Source organism: Komagataeibacter melomenusus (assembly GCF_013155395.1).
In the GTDB taxonomy this organism is placed as follows: Bacteria; Pseudomonadota; Alphaproteobacteria; order Acetobacterales; family Acetobacteraceae; genus Komagataeibacter; species Komagataeibacter melomenusus.
Genome location: NZ_JABJWC010000014.1, coordinates 56110 through 71545 on the forward strand (window position 1 = coordinate 56110; position 15436 = coordinate 71545).

Consider the following 15436-nt stretch of genomic DNA (forward strand, 5'->3'; position numbering starts at 1 on the left):
GGCCCTATCGTATGGCCTAATGCCTCAAAGCACCAGCGCGGCCAGCAGGCTTTCCAGCCGCAGGCGGCCCGCATCGGTGGCGCGCAGGCGCTGGCCTGCGGGGTCAAGCACCAGATAGCCCTCATCGGTCGCCATGTTCAGGATATCGGCATCAAGTGCTTCAACCACGGCCATGCCGGTGCGCCGGGCAAAGCGGGTAGTGTCGATGCCCGCGCGCAGGCGCAGGCCCATCAGCAGCATTTCACGCGCGCGGTCGCGGTTGTCCAGCCGCACGTCGGGGTGGGCGCCGGTGCCGGTGCGCTCCACGCGCTCGGCCCACGGCTCGGGCGCGCGGTGGCGGCGGGTGGCGCAGGTCACGCCATTGCGGGTCAGCCGCCCATGGGCACCGGGGCCAATGCCCAGATAGTCGCCATAACGCCAGTAGGTCAGGTTATGGCGGCTCTCTGCGCCGGGGCGGGCGTAGTTCGAGATCTCGTAGCCCAGCAGGCCGTGGCGGGCGGCGACTTCGGCGGTGAGTTCATACAGCCGCGCCGCATCATCGCCCTCGGGCAGGCAAAAGCGGCCCTGGCGGTACAGCCCCTCGAATTTCGTGCCCGGCTCGATGGTGAGCTGATAGAGCGAGAGGTGATCGGACACCAGCGCCAGGGCCGCCTCAAGCTCGGCCTGCCATGCGGCCTCGGTCTGTCCTGGCCGGGCATAGATCAGGTCGAACGAGATGCGCTCGAACAGCGTGCGCGCGGTCTCGAGGGCTGTAATGGCCTGCGCGGCGTCATGCTCACGGCCTAAAAAGCGCAGGGCGGCCGGGTCAAGGCTCTGGATACCCATTGAAATGCGGTTGACCCCGGCCGCGCGGAAGGCCCGCAGCAGGTCGGTCTCAACGCTTGTCGGGTTGGCCTCGAGCGTGATTTCCACATTGTCGGTAAAGCCGAAGGCGGCGCGGGCATCGGCAATCAGCCCGGCCACCGTCTCGGGCGCCATGAGGGATGGCGTGCCGCCGCCAAAAAAGATGGAACTGATGGTCGGGCGCTCGGCGGGCGTATCGCCCATCAAGGCTGCTTCATGGGCCAGTTCGCGCCTGAGTGCCGCGCCAAAGCGGGCGCGGGGGATTTCATCGCGCACATGGCTGTTGAAGTCGCAGTACGGGCATTTGGACAGGCAGAACGGCCAGTGCACGTACAGCGCCAGCGGCTCGCTGATGTCGGATGCGGGTTTGTGTAAAAATCCTTCCAAGGCAACTCCTTGCAAACCATCAGAAGTTTTTGGTGAAGCTTTTTTCAAAAAGCTTCAAAAAGAATGCCGCCTTTTTGAAAAAAGGCGGCACCCAAAAACTTTTATTCTGTTCAGGACCGTCAGATCGCCAGCCGCACGCCCAGCTCCACCACGCGGTCGGGCGGAATGCGGAAGAACTCGGTGGCCGGTGTCGCATTGCGCGCCATGAACAGGAACAGCGACATGCGCCAGCGCGAGAGCTTGGGCACCGACGAGCGCACCAGCAGTTCGCGGCTGGTGAAGTAGGAGGCCTGCAGCGCATCAAAGTCCAGCCCGCTGGCCTTCAGGTCTTCCAGCGCGCGGGGCAGGTTGGGCATTTCCATGAAGCCGTAGCGCAGGATGATGCGGTAGATGTCGGGGGCCAGTTCCTGCAACGCCACGCGGTGGCCATGGTCGGCCTCGGGCTGGTCGAGCGTCTGCACGGTCACGAACAGCACGTGGTCGTGCAGCACCTTGTTGTGCTTGAGGTTGTGCAGCAGGCAGGCAGGCACGAAATCGGGGTTGCCGGTCATGTAAACGGCGGTTCCCGGCACGCGGATGATGCGCGACTGCGGCAGGCGGGCCAGGAACGAGTTCATCGGCATGCTGTCCTGCTTCTGCCGGTTCATGATGAGCTGGCGGCCCTTTTTCCACGTCGTCATCATCAGGGTCAGCACGACACCGAGCAGCACAGGCACCCAGCCGCCCTGCGGGATCTTGAGCGCGTTCGAGGCAAAGAACGTCGTATCAAGCAGGAAGAAGCCGCCAAATGTCGCAATCGCCGCAGGCCGCGACCAGTGGTACAGCCTGCGGAACACCACCATCGCCAGCACACAGGTGCACATGAACGTGCCCGTCACCGCAATGCCGTAGGCCGAGGCCAGCGCATCGGAACTGCGGAAGGCCAGCACCAGCAGCAGTGCGCCCACCATGAGGAAGCGGTTGAACTCGGGCAGGTAGATCTGGCCCTCTTCCTCCGCATTGGTGTGGGTCACGCGCAGGCGCGGCAGGTAGCCAAGCTGGATGATCTGGCGGCACAGCGAGAACCCGCCCGAGATGCCCGCCTGGCTGGCAATCACCGTAGCCATGGTGGACAGGATGATCATCGGCACCTGCATCCAGTGCGGGCCGAGCAGGAAGAAGGGGTTTTCCAGCGCCCTGGGCTCGGCAATGATCAGCGCGCCCTGGCCCAGGTAGTTCAGCGCCAGGCACGGCAGCACGCAGAACAGCCACGCATAGCGGATGGGCTGGCGGCCAAAATGCCCCATATCGGCATAAAGCGCTTCCGCACCCGTAACCGACAGCACCACCGAGCCAAGGGCGATGAACGACAGCCACCCGTGATAGATGATGAACTGCACCGCATAGGTGGGCGATATGGCCAGCAGCACCATGGGGTGGTGCAGGATTTCAAGCCCGCCAAGGATGCCCAGCAGGCTGAACCACACCAGCATGATCGGCCCGAATATGGTGCCCACCTTGCCCGTGCCGTAGCACTGCACCGAGAACAGCCCCACCAGCACCATGAGTGCGATGGGAATGACTAGGTCATGGGCGGCGGGGAAACTGACCTCAAGGCCTTCCACCGCCGAGAGCACGGAAATGGCGGGCGTGATCATGCCATCGCCAAAGAACAGGCACGCGCCCCCGATTCCCACCATGCCGAGTGCGATGCGCATGCGGTTGCTCGGTGCCACGCGCTGGGCAAGTGACATGAGCGAGATGATCCCGCCCTCGCCATTATGGTCGGCGCGCATGATCAGGATGACGTATTTCACCGTCACGATCAGCAGCAGCGACCAGATGATGAGGCTGAGAACACCCAGTATTTCCCACGGCTCGATCTTGTGGTGCTGCGATACGACCATGATGGTCGAGCGCAGGGCGTAGATCGGGCTGGTGCCGATATCGCCAAACACCACGCCCAGCACGCTGAGCAGGGCAGCAAAGCCTACGGGGTTTGCGGCATGCTCGTGCTGGTCGGCGCCGTATTCGGTAATCTTGGGTGCGGCATTGGCCTGCTGTGCGGCAGGCACGGGGTGCGTGCCGCCATCCGGCGTCGTTGAGGATCCGGGGGCAACAGGCCCCGTGGGTTGCGTCATGTCGTGACGGCTCCGCGGCAATGAAGACTGAAAACCGGCATCACATCGCAACCGGATAGTTCCGCATTACCGCCTCGCCCCATGCGCAGCAAGGCCCCTGTGTGCTCAGGTGCCATTCCGCCCCGTTCAGGCGTGGGCGGGACGGGCCCCGAAAATGGCGCTGCCCACCCGCACCAGCGTGGCCCCGCAGGCGATTGCCGCCTCGAAATCGGCTGACATGCCCATGGACACCACCGGCAGCCCGTGGCGCGCCGCCATGGCGGCCAGCGTGCGGAAATGCGGCGTGGGGTCGGCACCGTGCGGCGGGATGCACATCAGCCCGCGCACGTCCGCGCCAAAGCGGGTCATGCTGTCGGTGATGAAGGCATCGGCCTCCTCAAGCTTTACGCCCGATTTCTGGCTTTCATCGCCGGTGTTCACCTGCACCAGCAGGTGCGGCAGGCGGCCCGCCCTGTCCGCCGCGCGGGCCAGCGCATCCGACAGGGCAGGGCGGTCGAGGCTTTCGATCATATCCGCGATCCTGACCGCCTCAAGCGCCTTGTTGGTCTGGAGTCCGCCGATGATGTGCAGCTTGAGGTCGGGAAAGCGGTCGCGCAGCGGGGGGAATTTGGCCGCCGCTTCCTGCACGCGGTTTTCGCCAAACAGGCGTTGCCCCGCCTCGAGGGCGGCGATGACGCTGGATTGCGGATGGAATTTCGATACCGCCACCAGCCCTACGCTGGAGGGGTCGCGCCCTGCTGCGCGTGCACTCGCTGCAATGCGGGTGCGGATACCGCTCAGGGCCTGTGCTATGGATGCGGATGTTGACATGGTCCTAGGCTTGGCCTGAATAGCGGCCCGGTCAAGCCCCCAGGCGCCGTCGCGCCGCGAAGTGCCGCATTTGCAGGTCAGGATTACATGAAGTCTCCCCCGTCCCCGTCGTCCCGCCCCGATGGCCGCCCTGATGGTCGCCGTAATCGCACGGGTCGCCCCGACCGGCGTGGCGGCAAGGTCGCCCCTGACCCCACGCGCGATATTGCCTTTGACGTTGTCGAGGGCGTGATCGTCCATCGCCGCATGCTCGATACCTCGCTCGAGCATTCCGCCGCCGCCCGCACCGCCGAACCGCGTGACCGCGCCGCCGCCCACCGGCTGGCCGCCACCGTGCTGCGCCACATGGGCACGGCAAACGAGGTGCTTTCCCCCTTCCTCAAGCGCGAACCGCCCGAGCCGGTGCGCGTGGTGCTGCTCATTGGCGTGGCGCAACTGCTGTTTCTCGACACGCCGGCCCATGCCGCCGTGGCCACCGCGGTGGCGCTGGCGCGCAGGCGGGGGCTGGTGCCGTTTGCGGGGCTGGTCAATGCCGTGCTGCGCCGGGTGGCGGCTGGCGGGGCCGAGGCGCTTGAGGGGCTGGACCAGCCCCGGCTCGATGTACCGGCGTGGCTGTGGCAGTCCTGGGGCAGGCTGGCCCGCCCCATAGCCAGCGCGCTGGGCCACGAGCCGCCGCTTGACCTGACCATCAGGCCCGGCTGCGATGCCCCGCCCGGCGGCGAGGTCATGCCCAATGGCAGCGTGCGCTTTGCTGCTGGCAGCGTGAAGGTGGCCGAACTGCCCGGCTTTGCCGATGGCGCGTTCTGGGTGCAGGACATGGCGGCAACGCTGCCCGCCCGCCTGCTCAACGTGACGCCGGGCGAGCGCGTGGCCGACCTGTGCGCGGCCCCTGGCGGCAAGACCGCGCAACTGGCCTGCGCGGGGGCGGAGGTGTTTGCCATCGAGCGCGAGGGCAGGCGGCTCGAGCGCCTGCGCGCCAACCTCGCCCGGCTGGGGCTGGAGGGCGTGAAGGTGATCCACGCCGATGCCGCCACATGGCAGCCCGAGGCCCCGCTCGACGCCATCCTGCTTGATGCCCCGTGCTCGGCCACCGGCACCATCCGCCGCCACCCCGATGCCATGTGGATCAAGCGCCCGCGTGACATCGCCACCATGGCCGAGGGCCAGGACCGCCTGCTGGCCGCCGCGCGCGACATGCTGCGCCCCGGCGGGCGGCTGGTCTATGCCGTGTGCTCGCTCCAGCCCGAGGAAGGCGAGCAGCGCGCCCGCGCGGCTGAGGCGATGGGCCTGATCCCCGACCCCTTCACGCCCGAGGAACTGGCCTTCCTGCCCCAGGCCCGCACGCCCGAGGGCTGGCTGCGCACCCATCCGGGCATGCTGGCCGATCGGGGCGGCATGGATGGCTTCTTTGCCGCGCGCTTCCGCCGGGGGTGAGAGGGGCTTCCTGTCCCCTGCGGGCGGGTGGACACATTACCGGGGGGAGGTGTGATGAAAGGTTGGCGTCGGGCAGGGATTTCTGTTAAAAAACAGGCATGGCTGCTCTGAACACCCCCCTTATCGCGCCGAGCCTGCTGGCTGCGGATTTCTCACGCGCGGCGGAGGAAGTCGCCGCGGTTGAAGCCGCTGGCGCCGACTGGCTGCATCTGGATGTGATGGATGGGCATTTCGTGCCCAACCTCTCCATGGGGCCGCAACTGATCGAGGCGCTGCGCCCCAAATCAAAACTCCCGTTTGACGTGCATCTCATGATCGCACCGGTCGATCCGTATATCGAGGCGTTCGCCAGGGCAGGGGCCGATCATATCCACCTGCATGTCGAGGCCGGGCCACACACGCACCGCTCGCTGCAGCATGTGCGCGACCACGGGGTCAAGCCGGGCGTGGCCATCTGCCCCGCCACCCCGCCCGAGGCGGTGGGCGAAGTGCTCGACCTGGTGGACATGATCCTTGTCATGACCGTCAACCCCGGCTTTGGCGGGCAGAAATTCCTGACCAGCCAGCTTCGCAAGATCGAAACCCTGCGCCGCATGGCCGATGCCACCGGGCGCGACATCCGCATTGGCGTGGATGGCGGCATTACCGCCACCACGGCCCCGCTGGCGGTGGCCGCCGGTGCTGACGTGCTGGTGGCGGGCACGTCCGTTTACGGGCAGCCCGATTACGGCGCCGCCATCGCGGCCCTGCGCAGCGGGGCGCATAGCCCGGCGTGAGGCAGGGCTTCTTGATCCATCGCGGCGGTAGGTGCCCATGGCACTGACCCGCGTCATGCGCGGCATGCGCGTCTCGCTTGCGCGCCTTCCCCTTTTTGGTGATGGCAAATACCTGCCTGCCGCCCCCGTCCATAACGTGCGCGACCTGTGGCCGGGCAATACCACCGCAGGCGCAAGGCTGGCGCGTGGCAGCCTGACCTGGGCGGGCTACACCCACCCCGTGGGGCCGGGGCAGTGGGATGACCCGGCATTCGAGCCCGCCTTCCGTGAAGGGCTGCTCAGTTTCCGCTGGCTGCGCGACCTGCGCGCCGTGGGCACCGATGCCGCCCGGCTCAAGGCGCGCGCGCTGGTGGATGACTGGCTGCACCATCCCTCCCAGAGCCCGATGGCGCTTGAATGCGGCGTGATCGGCGCGCGGGTGGCGGCGTGGCTGGGGCATTATGATTTCTTTGCCGCCTCCGCCAGTGATGCGTTCCGCCAGCGCCTCATGGCCCGCATTCTGGTGGAAGGGCGCATGATCGCAGCCCTCATGCCACCCGAGCAGCCGGGCTGGCAGGGACTGGCGGCACTCAAGGGGCTGCTGGCCGTGGCCGTGGCCATGCCGGAATATACCGGTTTCCTGACCCGTTACCGCCGCTATATCGACAACGTGGTGGAAAGCCAGATCCTGCCCGATGGCTGGCACATCGAGCGCAGCCCGGAGGTGCAGCTACGCGCCCTGCGCGAACTGGCCGAGATGCGGGCTATGATGCAGGCGGTGCAGCACGCGCTGCCGCATTCGGTGGCCCTGGCGCTGGACAAGATGAGCCCGGTGCTGCGCGCCATGCGCCATGGCGATGGGGGACTGGCGCTGTTCAATGGCAGCCATGAGCGCAGTGCGGCCCTGATCGACATGGTGCTGTCACAGGCCACGCGCACGCGGGTCGTGGCCAGCGCCATGCCTGATGGCGGGTTCGTGCGCATGCAGGCCGTGCGTTCGCTGCTTTTGGTGGATGTGGGCATTCCCGCCCCGGCCCCGTTCGACCACAATGCGCATGCGGGCACGCTGTCGTTCGAGTTCTCGTGCGCGCGCCAGCGCCTCATCGTCAATTGCGGTGGCGGCGTGCTGCCCGCATGGAAGGACGCCCTGCGGCAAACAGCGGCGCATTCGGTCATGACGGTGGAGGACATGTCATCCTCCGAGTTTGGCGAGGATGGCACGGTCCGCCGCCGCCCCGCCCATGTGGGGGTGGAGCATGCCGTGGCCGAAGGGGCGCACTGGCTCAACCTGTCGCATGATGGCTACCATGCCTCCGCCGGGGCGACGTATTACCGCAGGCTTTACCTCTCGGCCGATGGCGAGATCCTGCGCGGCGAGGAAACGCTGGAAGGCGAGCGCGAACTGTCCTTTACGCTCCGCCTGCACCTGCACCCGTCGGTTAGCGCCGTTGATGCGCTTGATGGCTCCATCGTGCTGGGTGCGGGTGAGCAGCACTGGCGCTTCCGTGCGGAAGGGGGCGTGGTCTCGATCGAGGAGAGCGTGTATTCCGGCGGCCAGGTGCCCTGCCGCACGCTCCAGCTTGCGGTGCGGGTGGAACCGGCGGCCAGCATGCCCGAAAGTGCCGCAGGCGCTGGCGTGGAGCCTGCGGCCCCGCCGCCGCAGGGCAGCACGCCCCTGGGCGATGTACCGCCGGGCAAGGTGCGACAGGTGGTGCGCTGGGGGCTGAGACGTGAGAAACTTCTGCTGCTGGCATGAAGATCCTGGAAATCACGAATGTTGATTTTTCAATGCGGCAGTTCCTCTTCCCCCTCATGCAGGCGCTGCGGGCCGAAGGGCATGACGTAACGGGCGTGTGTGCTGAGGGCCCGTTGCTGGCGCAGGTCCGCGCCGATGGGCTGCGCGTGGTGTGCGTGCCCATGTCGCGCACGCTTTCGCCCGTGGCGCAGTGGCGGGCATGGCGGGCGCTGGTGCGTGTCATCCGGGCGGAAAAGCCTACCATGGTCCATGCCCACATGCCCATCAGCGGCCTGCTGGCGCGGTTCGCGGCCCGGTGGTGTGGCGTGCCGCGCATTGCCTATACCGGCCATGGCTTCCTGTTCAACCAGCCCGGCTCAAGGGTGCGGCGGGTTGCGGCACTGGTGCTGGAATGGCTGGCCGGGCGCGTGACCGACATCTACCTCACCGTATCGGAGGAAGAAGCGCGTGATGCCCGCAGGCTGGGCATTCACCGCCACGCCACCGCCATTGGCAACGGGCGCGACCCGGCCATTTTCCACCCCGACAGGCAGGCCCGTGCCCGGCTGCGCGCGGCGCTGGGCGCAAATGCGGGGCAGGTGGTCATCCTCGCGGTATCAAGGCTGGTGCGCGCCAAGGGCTACCCCGAACTGCTGGCGGCGATGGAGCGCGTACCCGATAACGCGGTGCTGTGGATCGTGGGCGAACGCCTGCCGAGCGACCGGGGCGCGGACCTTGCGGCCTGTTTTGCCACAGCCCGCGCAAGGCTGGGGTCGAGGCTGGTCTTTCTGGGCTACCGCGAGGACGTGGCCGCCGTGATGGCGGCAGCGGATATCTTTACCCTGCCCAGTCACTTCGAGGGGCTGCCGATGAGCGTGATCGAGGCCATGCTGTGCGGCCTGCCGGTTGTGACGACCACCATCCGTGGCCCGCGCGAGCAGGTGGTGGCGGAGCAGACCGGGCTGCTGGTCGCCCCCGGCGATGTGGTGGGACTGGCCAGCGCCCTTGGGCGGCTGGTGGATGATGCTGGCCTGCGCGAACGCATGGGCGAAGCCGGGCGCGCCCGCGCGCTGGGCCGTTACACGCAGGCGGCGGTCATGGCCCGTGTCACGGCCCTGCTGACGGGCGGGCTTGACTGACTGAAAGTTTCCGGATGCCGCCTTCTTTCAAAAAGGCGGCGTTCTCCGGAAGTTTTTGAAAAAAGCTTCACCAAAAACGTTTATTCTTTTTCAATATCTTATTGGGGTACAGCCGGTTGTTGGCCTTCGCCCTCGCTGCCACCCATGGCCTGGATCAGCGCCTGCGTCTGGGCCTGGTGCGACTGGAGCAGCTTGACGTTATCGGGGTTGAGCGGCGGCATGTTCTTGCTGTCCTGCGCGGGGTGCTGCATCACGGCGCTGGTCAGGCCAAAGGTGGTGATGCCCATCACGAACTCACGCGCGCTCATGCCATTATGCTGCAGGATTGGCTTGAGCGCCTCCATGTCGCCCGTGCGCTTGATGGTTTCTTCAAGCGTCATGTTGGGTGTCTCGGGCGGGGAGATGCGCGACTGGCGGATCTGCTCGATCACCGGCATCATGCGGGTGAAGAAATCCTTGGGCAGCCTGTATTCCGCCACCGTTTTCATGTCATGGGCAATGGCGGCCTGCTGGGCAGGCGTCGGCTGGGCCTGCTCGGTGGTGGTCTGCTGCATCGGCTGCTGGGCCAGGGCCGGGCGTGTGGCCATGAGGCCCGTGGCCAGCGCAAGCGTGCAGGCGGAGGCGGCAAGGGTGTGGCGCAGGAAGGAAGCGGTCATGGCTGGTTGCTCCATTCGCCCTGTCTCATCAGGGGTTCGCGTGTGCCATCGTGGTTGATGGCGTCGACATCGATCTTGCTGGACCCGATCATCCAGTCAATATGGATGAAGCTGGTATTGGCACCCTGCTCGGCCAGATGGGCCTCGGTCAGGCTGTCGGTATCGAGCATGCACTTGGCATAGGACTGGCCAAGGGCGATGTGGCTGGCCGCGTTCTCGTCAAACAGGGTGTTGCGGAACAGGATGCCGCTGGCCGAGATGGGGGAGGAAGCAGGCACGAGGGCTACTTCACCAAGGCGGCGCGCGCCCTCATCGGTGTCGAGAATGCGGTTGAGCACGTCCAGCCCGCTGCTGGCATGGGCCTCGACAATGCGCCCCTCTTCAAAGCGCACGGCAATATCATCGATCAGCGTGCCCTGGTGGAACAGGGGCTTGGTGGCGCGCACCGTGCCGCTGACCCTGCGGGCATGGGGTGTGGTGAACACTTCCTCGGTGGGAATGTTGGGGTTGCACACGATGCCGTTGCCTGCCGGTTCCGCGCCACCCGCCCAGGCATGGCCATCGGCCAGGCCCACGGTCAGGTCGGTATCGGGGCCGGTAAAGTGCAGGGCGGCGAAGCGCTTTTCGTTCAGCCATGTGGCCCGCTTGTGCAGGTGGGCGTTATGGGCTTTCCATTCCGCCACCGGGTCATCCACCATCACGCGCGAAGCCTGGAAGATGGCATCCCACAGGCGGCTCACGGCCTCTTCTTCCGGCACGCCGGGGAAGACCTGCGCCGCCCAGGCCGGGGTGGCAAAGGCCACGATGTTCCAGTTGATGGCGAATCGCGTGATCAGTTCCATGGCCGGTCGCCCCGCCTTCGAGGCCGCGCGGCCGATGCGCGAGACGCGCTCGGCATCCTCATTGGCCAGCAGCACCGGGTTGGCCCCGGTAATGGCCATGCGCGCCGCCCCCTTGCGGTAGGCGCTGGCCATGCCTTCGTGCAGCCAGTCGGCGGCGGTGTCGAGCGTGTCATCCGCCGCATGGTGGAAGCGCGCCAGCGTGGTCACGTCATCGGAATAGAACGGCGTGACCAGGGATGCGCCTGCCCGGTAGGCGTGCTCGGTAATGCGGCGCACCAGCGGCACGGCGTCGAGCGGTGCGGTAATGAGAAGCTGCTGCCCGTGCGCGATGTTCACGCCCACGCGGACGGCGACTTCAGCCAGGCGGTCCAGAAGATGTTCATGCCGGGGGGAAAGAGCCATGCGTCATCATATCCTGTAAAAGGCAGGCGGCGTGCCGCGGGCCTGCGAAACGTGCTTCGCAGGATAGACGACACACGCCCGGTGCGTAAAATGATAACCGCAAACCAGCGGGGGCATGCATTCAATGAAACAGGCGGTACCGGGTTCCCGCGCGTTATGCACGCGAGCGGCAGCCCTTGAGGCCCCGCAGCGCGTGGTGTGCGATGGCCGGGCCGTGGTGGTGTGGATGGTGGACGATGACCGCCCCGCCGTGATCGATGACCGCTGCCCGCATGGCAATGCCCGCCTGTCCGATGGGTACGTGCTGTATGGCCGTATCGTCTGCCCGCTGCATATGTGGACCTTTGGCGCCGATGGCCGCGCGCAGGCCCCCGGTGGCCGCATGGAGGCGGCGGGGCCGATGCCACAGGCCTATGAAAGCTGGATCAGCGGGGATGAAGTCTGGGCGCGGATTGATGGATAAAAGCCGCGTTTTTTGGAAAAAGATTTAAAAACTGTTTGAAAACAAATTATTGATAAAAAACAATAAGAGTTTTTGGGTGCCGTTTTTTTAAAGGCGGCGGTTTTCTGAAGCTTTTTGAAAAAAGCTTCACCAAAAACTTTCTTATGATTCCTGGCTGCCATCGCGCCTGATCCATTCCTGTATCACGGCCAGCAGGTAAGCCTGCTGCGCTGCATCAAGCTGCTCGCCTTCGGGCATGGCATGCCATTTGGCAACGCAGCCCCGGCAGCAGGTGCCGGTGGCATGCTGGGCAATGAACACCGGGTGCCCGCGCCACGGCGTCTGCCTGCCATCGCGCGCGGGGTGTGCAGGAGCAAGGCGGGTGGCGATGAAGTCGGCCGCGTGGCGCATGACTGCGGGCAGGCCCCGGCTGGCCAGATAATCCCGCTCCTTCGCCCCAAGGTGAAAGCGGGCGCGGAATTGGGAGTAGGCCAGCCGTGTCCATAACTCTGGCGCGACAGGCGGCAGGACGGACAGATCGGCCAGTGGCGCAGGAGCAGGCGCAGGCGGCGGCGCAGCGGGCGCAAACAGGTCGGCCTGCTCCGCCTGGCCTGCCTTGCGTGCGGGCCTGCGCGCCATGGCTCAGGCCGGCTGCACCAGAATATGGCGCTTGCGCCCCGATGAGAGCTTGACCGCGCCATCAATCAGGTCGGCATTGGTCATGACCTGCGCCTCGTCCTTCACCACCACGTCATTCACGCGCGCGCCACCGCCACGGATCAGGCGGCGGGCTTCGCCATTGCTGGCAGCAAGACCGGCTTCAACAAACAGGCGGAAGGCCGGTACGCCTTCGGCCAGCAATGCGGCGGGCACGGTGGTGGCGGGCAGGGCGGCAGCCGTCACGGCGCCTTCCTCAAAGGTGCGGCGGGCGGCCTCGGCGGCTTCCTCGGCTGCGGCGCGGCCGTGGCACAGCGCCGTGGCCTCGGTGGCCAGCACCTTTTTCGCCTCGTTGATCCCGGCACCCTCAAGGGCTGCCAGGCGATCGCATTCCTCAATGGGCAGTTCGGTAAACAGCTTGAGGAAGCGGCCCACATCCGCATCCTCCACATTGCGCCAGAACTGCCAGTAATCGAACACCGGCAGCCGCCTGGCCGAGAGCCAGACCGCACCCTGTGCCGTCTTGCCCATCTTGGCGCCGGAACTTGTGGTGAGCAGCGGCGTTGTGAGGCCGAAAACCTGCGCCCCGTTCATGCGGCGCACCAGGTCGATGCCCGATACGATGTTGCCCCACTGGTCCGATCCCCCCATCTGGAGCGTCACGCCATGACGGAGGTTGAGTTCGCGGAAGTCATAGGACTGGAGGATGGAGTAATTGAACTCCAGGAAGGTCAGTCCCTGCTCGCGCTCCAGCCGCGAGCGCACCGAGTCGAACGACAGCATGCGGTTGATGGAAAAATGGATGCCCACATCACGCAACAGGTCGATGTAGGAGAGCTTGTCCAGCCAGTCGGCATTATTGGTCAGGAGCGGCGCGTCAGGGGCGGTGCCCAGCGGCAGGAACTGGCGCAGGCAGTCCTCCACCCCGCGCAGGTTGGCGGCGATGGTGTCCGCCGTCATGAGCTTGCGGGCTTCCTCGCGGAAGGAGGGATCGCCGATTTTTGCGGTGCCGCCACCCACCAGGGCCACCGGACGGTGGCCGTGGCGGTGCATCAGGCGCAGCATCATGATCTGGATCAGGCTGCCCACATGCAGGCTGTCCGCCGTGGGGTCGAACCCGATATAGCCCCCTACCGGTCCGGCCTGCATGGCGGCGTCGAGCGCCTCCATGTCGGTGCACTGGAATATGAAGCCGCGTGCTTCGGCTTCCCGGAGGAATTCACTCTTGGGCATGATCTGTTCCGCGCTGTAAGGTCCGTCGCTGGCCGGGCCGCCCCGGCGCGGACCAGCCTCTAGCATGTTCGCTGCCGTTGATGAAACCGCCCGGAACAGGCAGGGGCGTAAATCAGTCCGCCGCGAGGGCGAGCATCTTGCGGTTCATGACCGTGCTCACATGGTCTTCCAGCGCTTCGGCTACCTGTTCGGCCTGGTTGGCAAAGACGTGGTCGGCTCCCTTGAAGATGCGGTAGTCCACGCTCACGCCCTTCTGGGTGTTCAGCTTGTCCACCAGCTTGCGCACGGCGGGCTCGGGCACGAGTTCGTCGTTCTCGCCCGCGATCATCAGCCCGCCGCACGGACACGGGGCGAGGAAGCCGAAATCATAGTAGTTGGCAGGGGGGGCGACACTGATCCAGCCGGTAATCTCGGGGCGGCGCATGAGCAGCTGCATGCCCACGAAGGCCCCGAAGGAATAGCCCGCGATCCACAGCCCGCTGGCATTGGGGTTGACCATCTGCATCCAGTCAAGGGCGGCGGCGGCATCCGAAATCTCGCCAATGCCGCCATCATAGCGCCCCTGCGAGCGGCCGACCCCGCGCGAATTGTAGCGCATGACCGAGAAGCCCATCTTCTCGAACGCGCGGTACATGGCGTAGGTGATGCGGTTGTTCATGGTACCGCCATGCAGCGGGTGGGGATGGAGCACCAGGGCGAGCGGCGCGTTGGGCGCGCTTGAGTGGTGGTATCGACCTTCCAGGCGGCCATCAGGGCCGGCAAACATGACCTCAGGCATAGGTATCCCGCATTTGCATCTCCCCGTGCATTCCAGGCATTGCAACGGGAACGGTTTCTGTTACAGCCTGCCCGACCGGCGATGCCCCGTCAGGTCGGCAGGCAGAGAAATAAAGACCACCTTCCGGCTGCCACGCGTGCCGGATGCAGGCAGGCAGCCTGTCTTCACCCGGTGGCTACAACTCGGAAAGCAGAAATGACCCGGCGCGCCAGGCACGAAATATACCAACCCACCTCAATAATGGGCATTATGCCTACCGGGTAACAGTGCATCTTCGGCAGGCGTGCCCTGCGCGGGGGGCAGATATGGCGGGCCATGGCCATGACGCGCCGTGGGGGCAACATCCCTTTCGCGCCTGCGCGCCGGGTGTCTCGTGTCGGTTTGCTCTCCTTGCCATGGCCCGGATGGCGGGCGGGCGACATTGAGGCAGCGGTATGGGTAAGGGGTGTCCATCACCCATAACACGTTGCAATAAATATTATGTTGCGCTGCCTTATAGCGGGGTGGATTCACAAAATGCCAGATAAATCGTAATTCCCGTAGCACAAAGGACTTGGCGCAACCCATATGGCTGGACAGCATGAGCACCCTGAGCGACCGTTTTACATATCTTGACGCCAATGCCGCCGAACCCATCCGGCCCGAGGCGTGTGAGGCCATGACGCAGGCCGCAGTCGTGGCGGGCAACCCGGCCTCCGTGCACCGGGCGGGGCGCGCGGCCCGCGCCGTGCTCGAGACCGCGCGTGAGGCGATTGCGCCCCTGTTCGGGGCTGCGGCCGAGAACTGCGTGTTCACCTCAGGCGGCACGGAAGCCAATGTGCTGGCCATCACCGGGCAGGCGACCGGCAGGCGCGTGCTCGTGGGCGCGAGCGAGCATGATGCCGTGCGGGCCGCGGCCAGTTCCACCACCATTCCCGTGCGGGCCGATGGCGTGCTGGACCTTGCCGCCCTCGAGCGCATGCTGGCGAACGGGGAGACCCCTGCGCTGGTCTGCGCCATGCTGGCCAATAACGAGACCGGCGTGATCAACCCCGTGCGTGAGATTGCTGATCTGTGCCACGCCCATGGTGCGCTGCTGCATGTCGATGCGGTGCAGGCGGCAGGGCGGATCGCCTTTGGCGTGGACGGGCTGGGCGCTGACAGCGTGGCCATCTCGGGCCATAAATTTGGCGGGCCGAAGGGGGCGGGGGCGCTGTTGCTGGC

The 15436-nt window shown here is 66.1% G+C and carries 14 protein-coding genes; 6 read left to right on the forward strand and 8 right to left on the reverse strand.

Going from position 1 to position 15436, the window contains the following annotated elements:
• Positions 1–24 precede the first annotated feature (24 nt).
• The 3 genes from hemW to HNW77_RS07565 form a co-directional block, all read right to left on the reverse strand.
• Positions 25–1197, reverse strand: a complete 1173-nt coding sequence (hemW, locus tag HNW77_RS07555; protein WP_172156583.1) for a radical SAM family heme chaperone HemW — start codon at positions 1195–1197, stop codon at positions 25–27.
• Between the two features lie 152 nt (positions 1198–1349).
• The gene (locus tag HNW77_RS07560) at positions 1350–3350 is read right to left on the reverse strand and encodes a potassium transporter Kup (RefSeq protein WP_172156556.1); all 2001 of its coding nucleotides are present in this window, start codon (positions 3348–3350) and stop codon (positions 1350–1352) included.
• A 126-nt stretch (positions 3351–3476) separates the two neighbouring features.
• Positions 3477–4160 (reverse strand): YggS family pyridoxal phosphate-dependent enzyme, encoded by a 684-nt coding sequence (locus tag HNW77_RS07565; RefSeq protein WP_172156557.1) that lies wholly within the window; start codon positions 4158–4160, stop codon positions 3477–3479.
• An 87-nt stretch (positions 4161–4247) separates the two neighbouring features.
• Here HNW77_RS07565 and HNW77_RS07570 point away from each other — a divergent pair, with 87 nt between their 5' ends.
• From HNW77_RS07570 to HNW77_RS07585, 4 genes are all read left to right on the forward strand, one after another.
• A complete protein-coding gene (locus tag HNW77_RS07570; RefSeq protein ID WP_172156558.1) occupies positions 4248–5594 on the forward strand; it encodes an RsmB/NOP family class I SAM-dependent RNA methyltransferase in 1347 nt (448 codons plus the stop codon).
• A 98-nt stretch (positions 5595–5692) separates the two neighbouring features.
• Positions 5693–6370: a ribulose-phosphate 3-epimerase gene (rpe, locus tag HNW77_RS07575; RefSeq protein WP_172156559.1), complete on the forward strand. Its 678-nt coding sequence runs from the start codon at positions 5693–5695 to the stop codon at positions 6368–6370.
• Positions 6371–6407: 37 nt separating this feature from the next.
• On the forward strand, positions 6408–8105 hold the full coding sequence (locus HNW77_RS07580) for a heparinase II/III family protein (RefSeq protein ID WP_172156560.1): 1698 nt from the start codon (positions 6408–6410) through the stop codon (positions 8103–8105).
• Positions 8102–9223: a glycosyltransferase family 4 protein gene (locus HNW77_RS07585; RefSeq protein ID WP_172156561.1), complete on the forward strand. Its 1122-nt coding sequence runs from the start codon at positions 8102–8104 to the stop codon at positions 9221–9223. Before HNW77_RS07580 ends, HNW77_RS07585 begins: the two co-directional genes overlap by 4 nt.
• Before the next feature lie 98 nt (positions 9224–9321).
• On the opposite strand, the gene HNW77_RS07590 is transcribed toward HNW77_RS07585, so the two are convergent.
• Complete coding sequence (locus HNW77_RS07590) at positions 9322–9879, reverse strand: hypothetical protein (RefSeq protein WP_172156562.1); 558 nt, start codon at positions 9877–9879, stop codon at positions 9322–9324.
• Positions 9876–11123 (reverse strand): aminopeptidase, encoded by a 1248-nt coding sequence (locus HNW77_RS07595; protein ID WP_172156563.1) that lies wholly within the window; start codon positions 11121–11123, stop codon positions 9876–9878. The genes HNW77_RS07590 and HNW77_RS07595 overlap by 4 nt, the downstream gene beginning before the upstream one ends.
• A 124-nt stretch (positions 11124–11247) precedes the next feature.
• Between HNW77_RS07595 and HNW77_RS07600 the strand changes: the two genes are divergently transcribed.
• Positions 11248–11586 carry a Rieske (2Fe-2S) protein gene (locus HNW77_RS07600; RefSeq protein ID WP_172156564.1) on the forward strand — a complete coding sequence of 113 codons (339 nt, stop codon included), beginning with the start codon at positions 11248–11250 and terminating at the stop codon, positions 11584–11586.
• A gap of 141 nt (positions 11587–11727) precedes the next feature.
• Here the strand turns inward: HNW77_RS07600 and HNW77_RS07605 are convergent, their stop codons facing one another.
• The 3 genes from HNW77_RS07605 to HNW77_RS07615 form a co-directional block, all read right to left on the reverse strand.
• Positions 11728–12204 carry a DUF4186 domain-containing protein gene (locus HNW77_RS07605; protein WP_172156566.1) on the reverse strand — a complete coding sequence of 159 codons (477 nt, stop codon included), beginning with the start codon at positions 12202–12204 and terminating at the stop codon, positions 11728–11730.
• Positions 12205–12207: 3 nt separating this feature from the next.
• The gene (gene tyrS / locus HNW77_RS07610; protein ID WP_172156585.1) at positions 12208–13455 is read right to left on the reverse strand and encodes a tyrosine--tRNA ligase; all 1248 of its coding nucleotides are present in this window, start codon (positions 13453–13455) and stop codon (positions 12208–12210) included.
• A gap of 112 nt (positions 13456–13567) precedes the next feature.
• Positions 13568–14233, reverse strand: a complete 666-nt coding sequence (locus HNW77_RS07615; RefSeq protein ID WP_110569457.1) for an alpha/beta hydrolase — start codon at positions 14231–14233, stop codon at positions 13568–13570.
• A 580-nt stretch (positions 14234–14813) separates the two neighbouring features.
• Here HNW77_RS07615 and HNW77_RS07620 point away from each other — a divergent pair.
• On the forward strand, positions 14814–15436 hold a 623-nt coding region (locus HNW77_RS07620; RefSeq protein ID WP_172156567.1), incomplete at its 3' end, for a cysteine desulfurase family protein.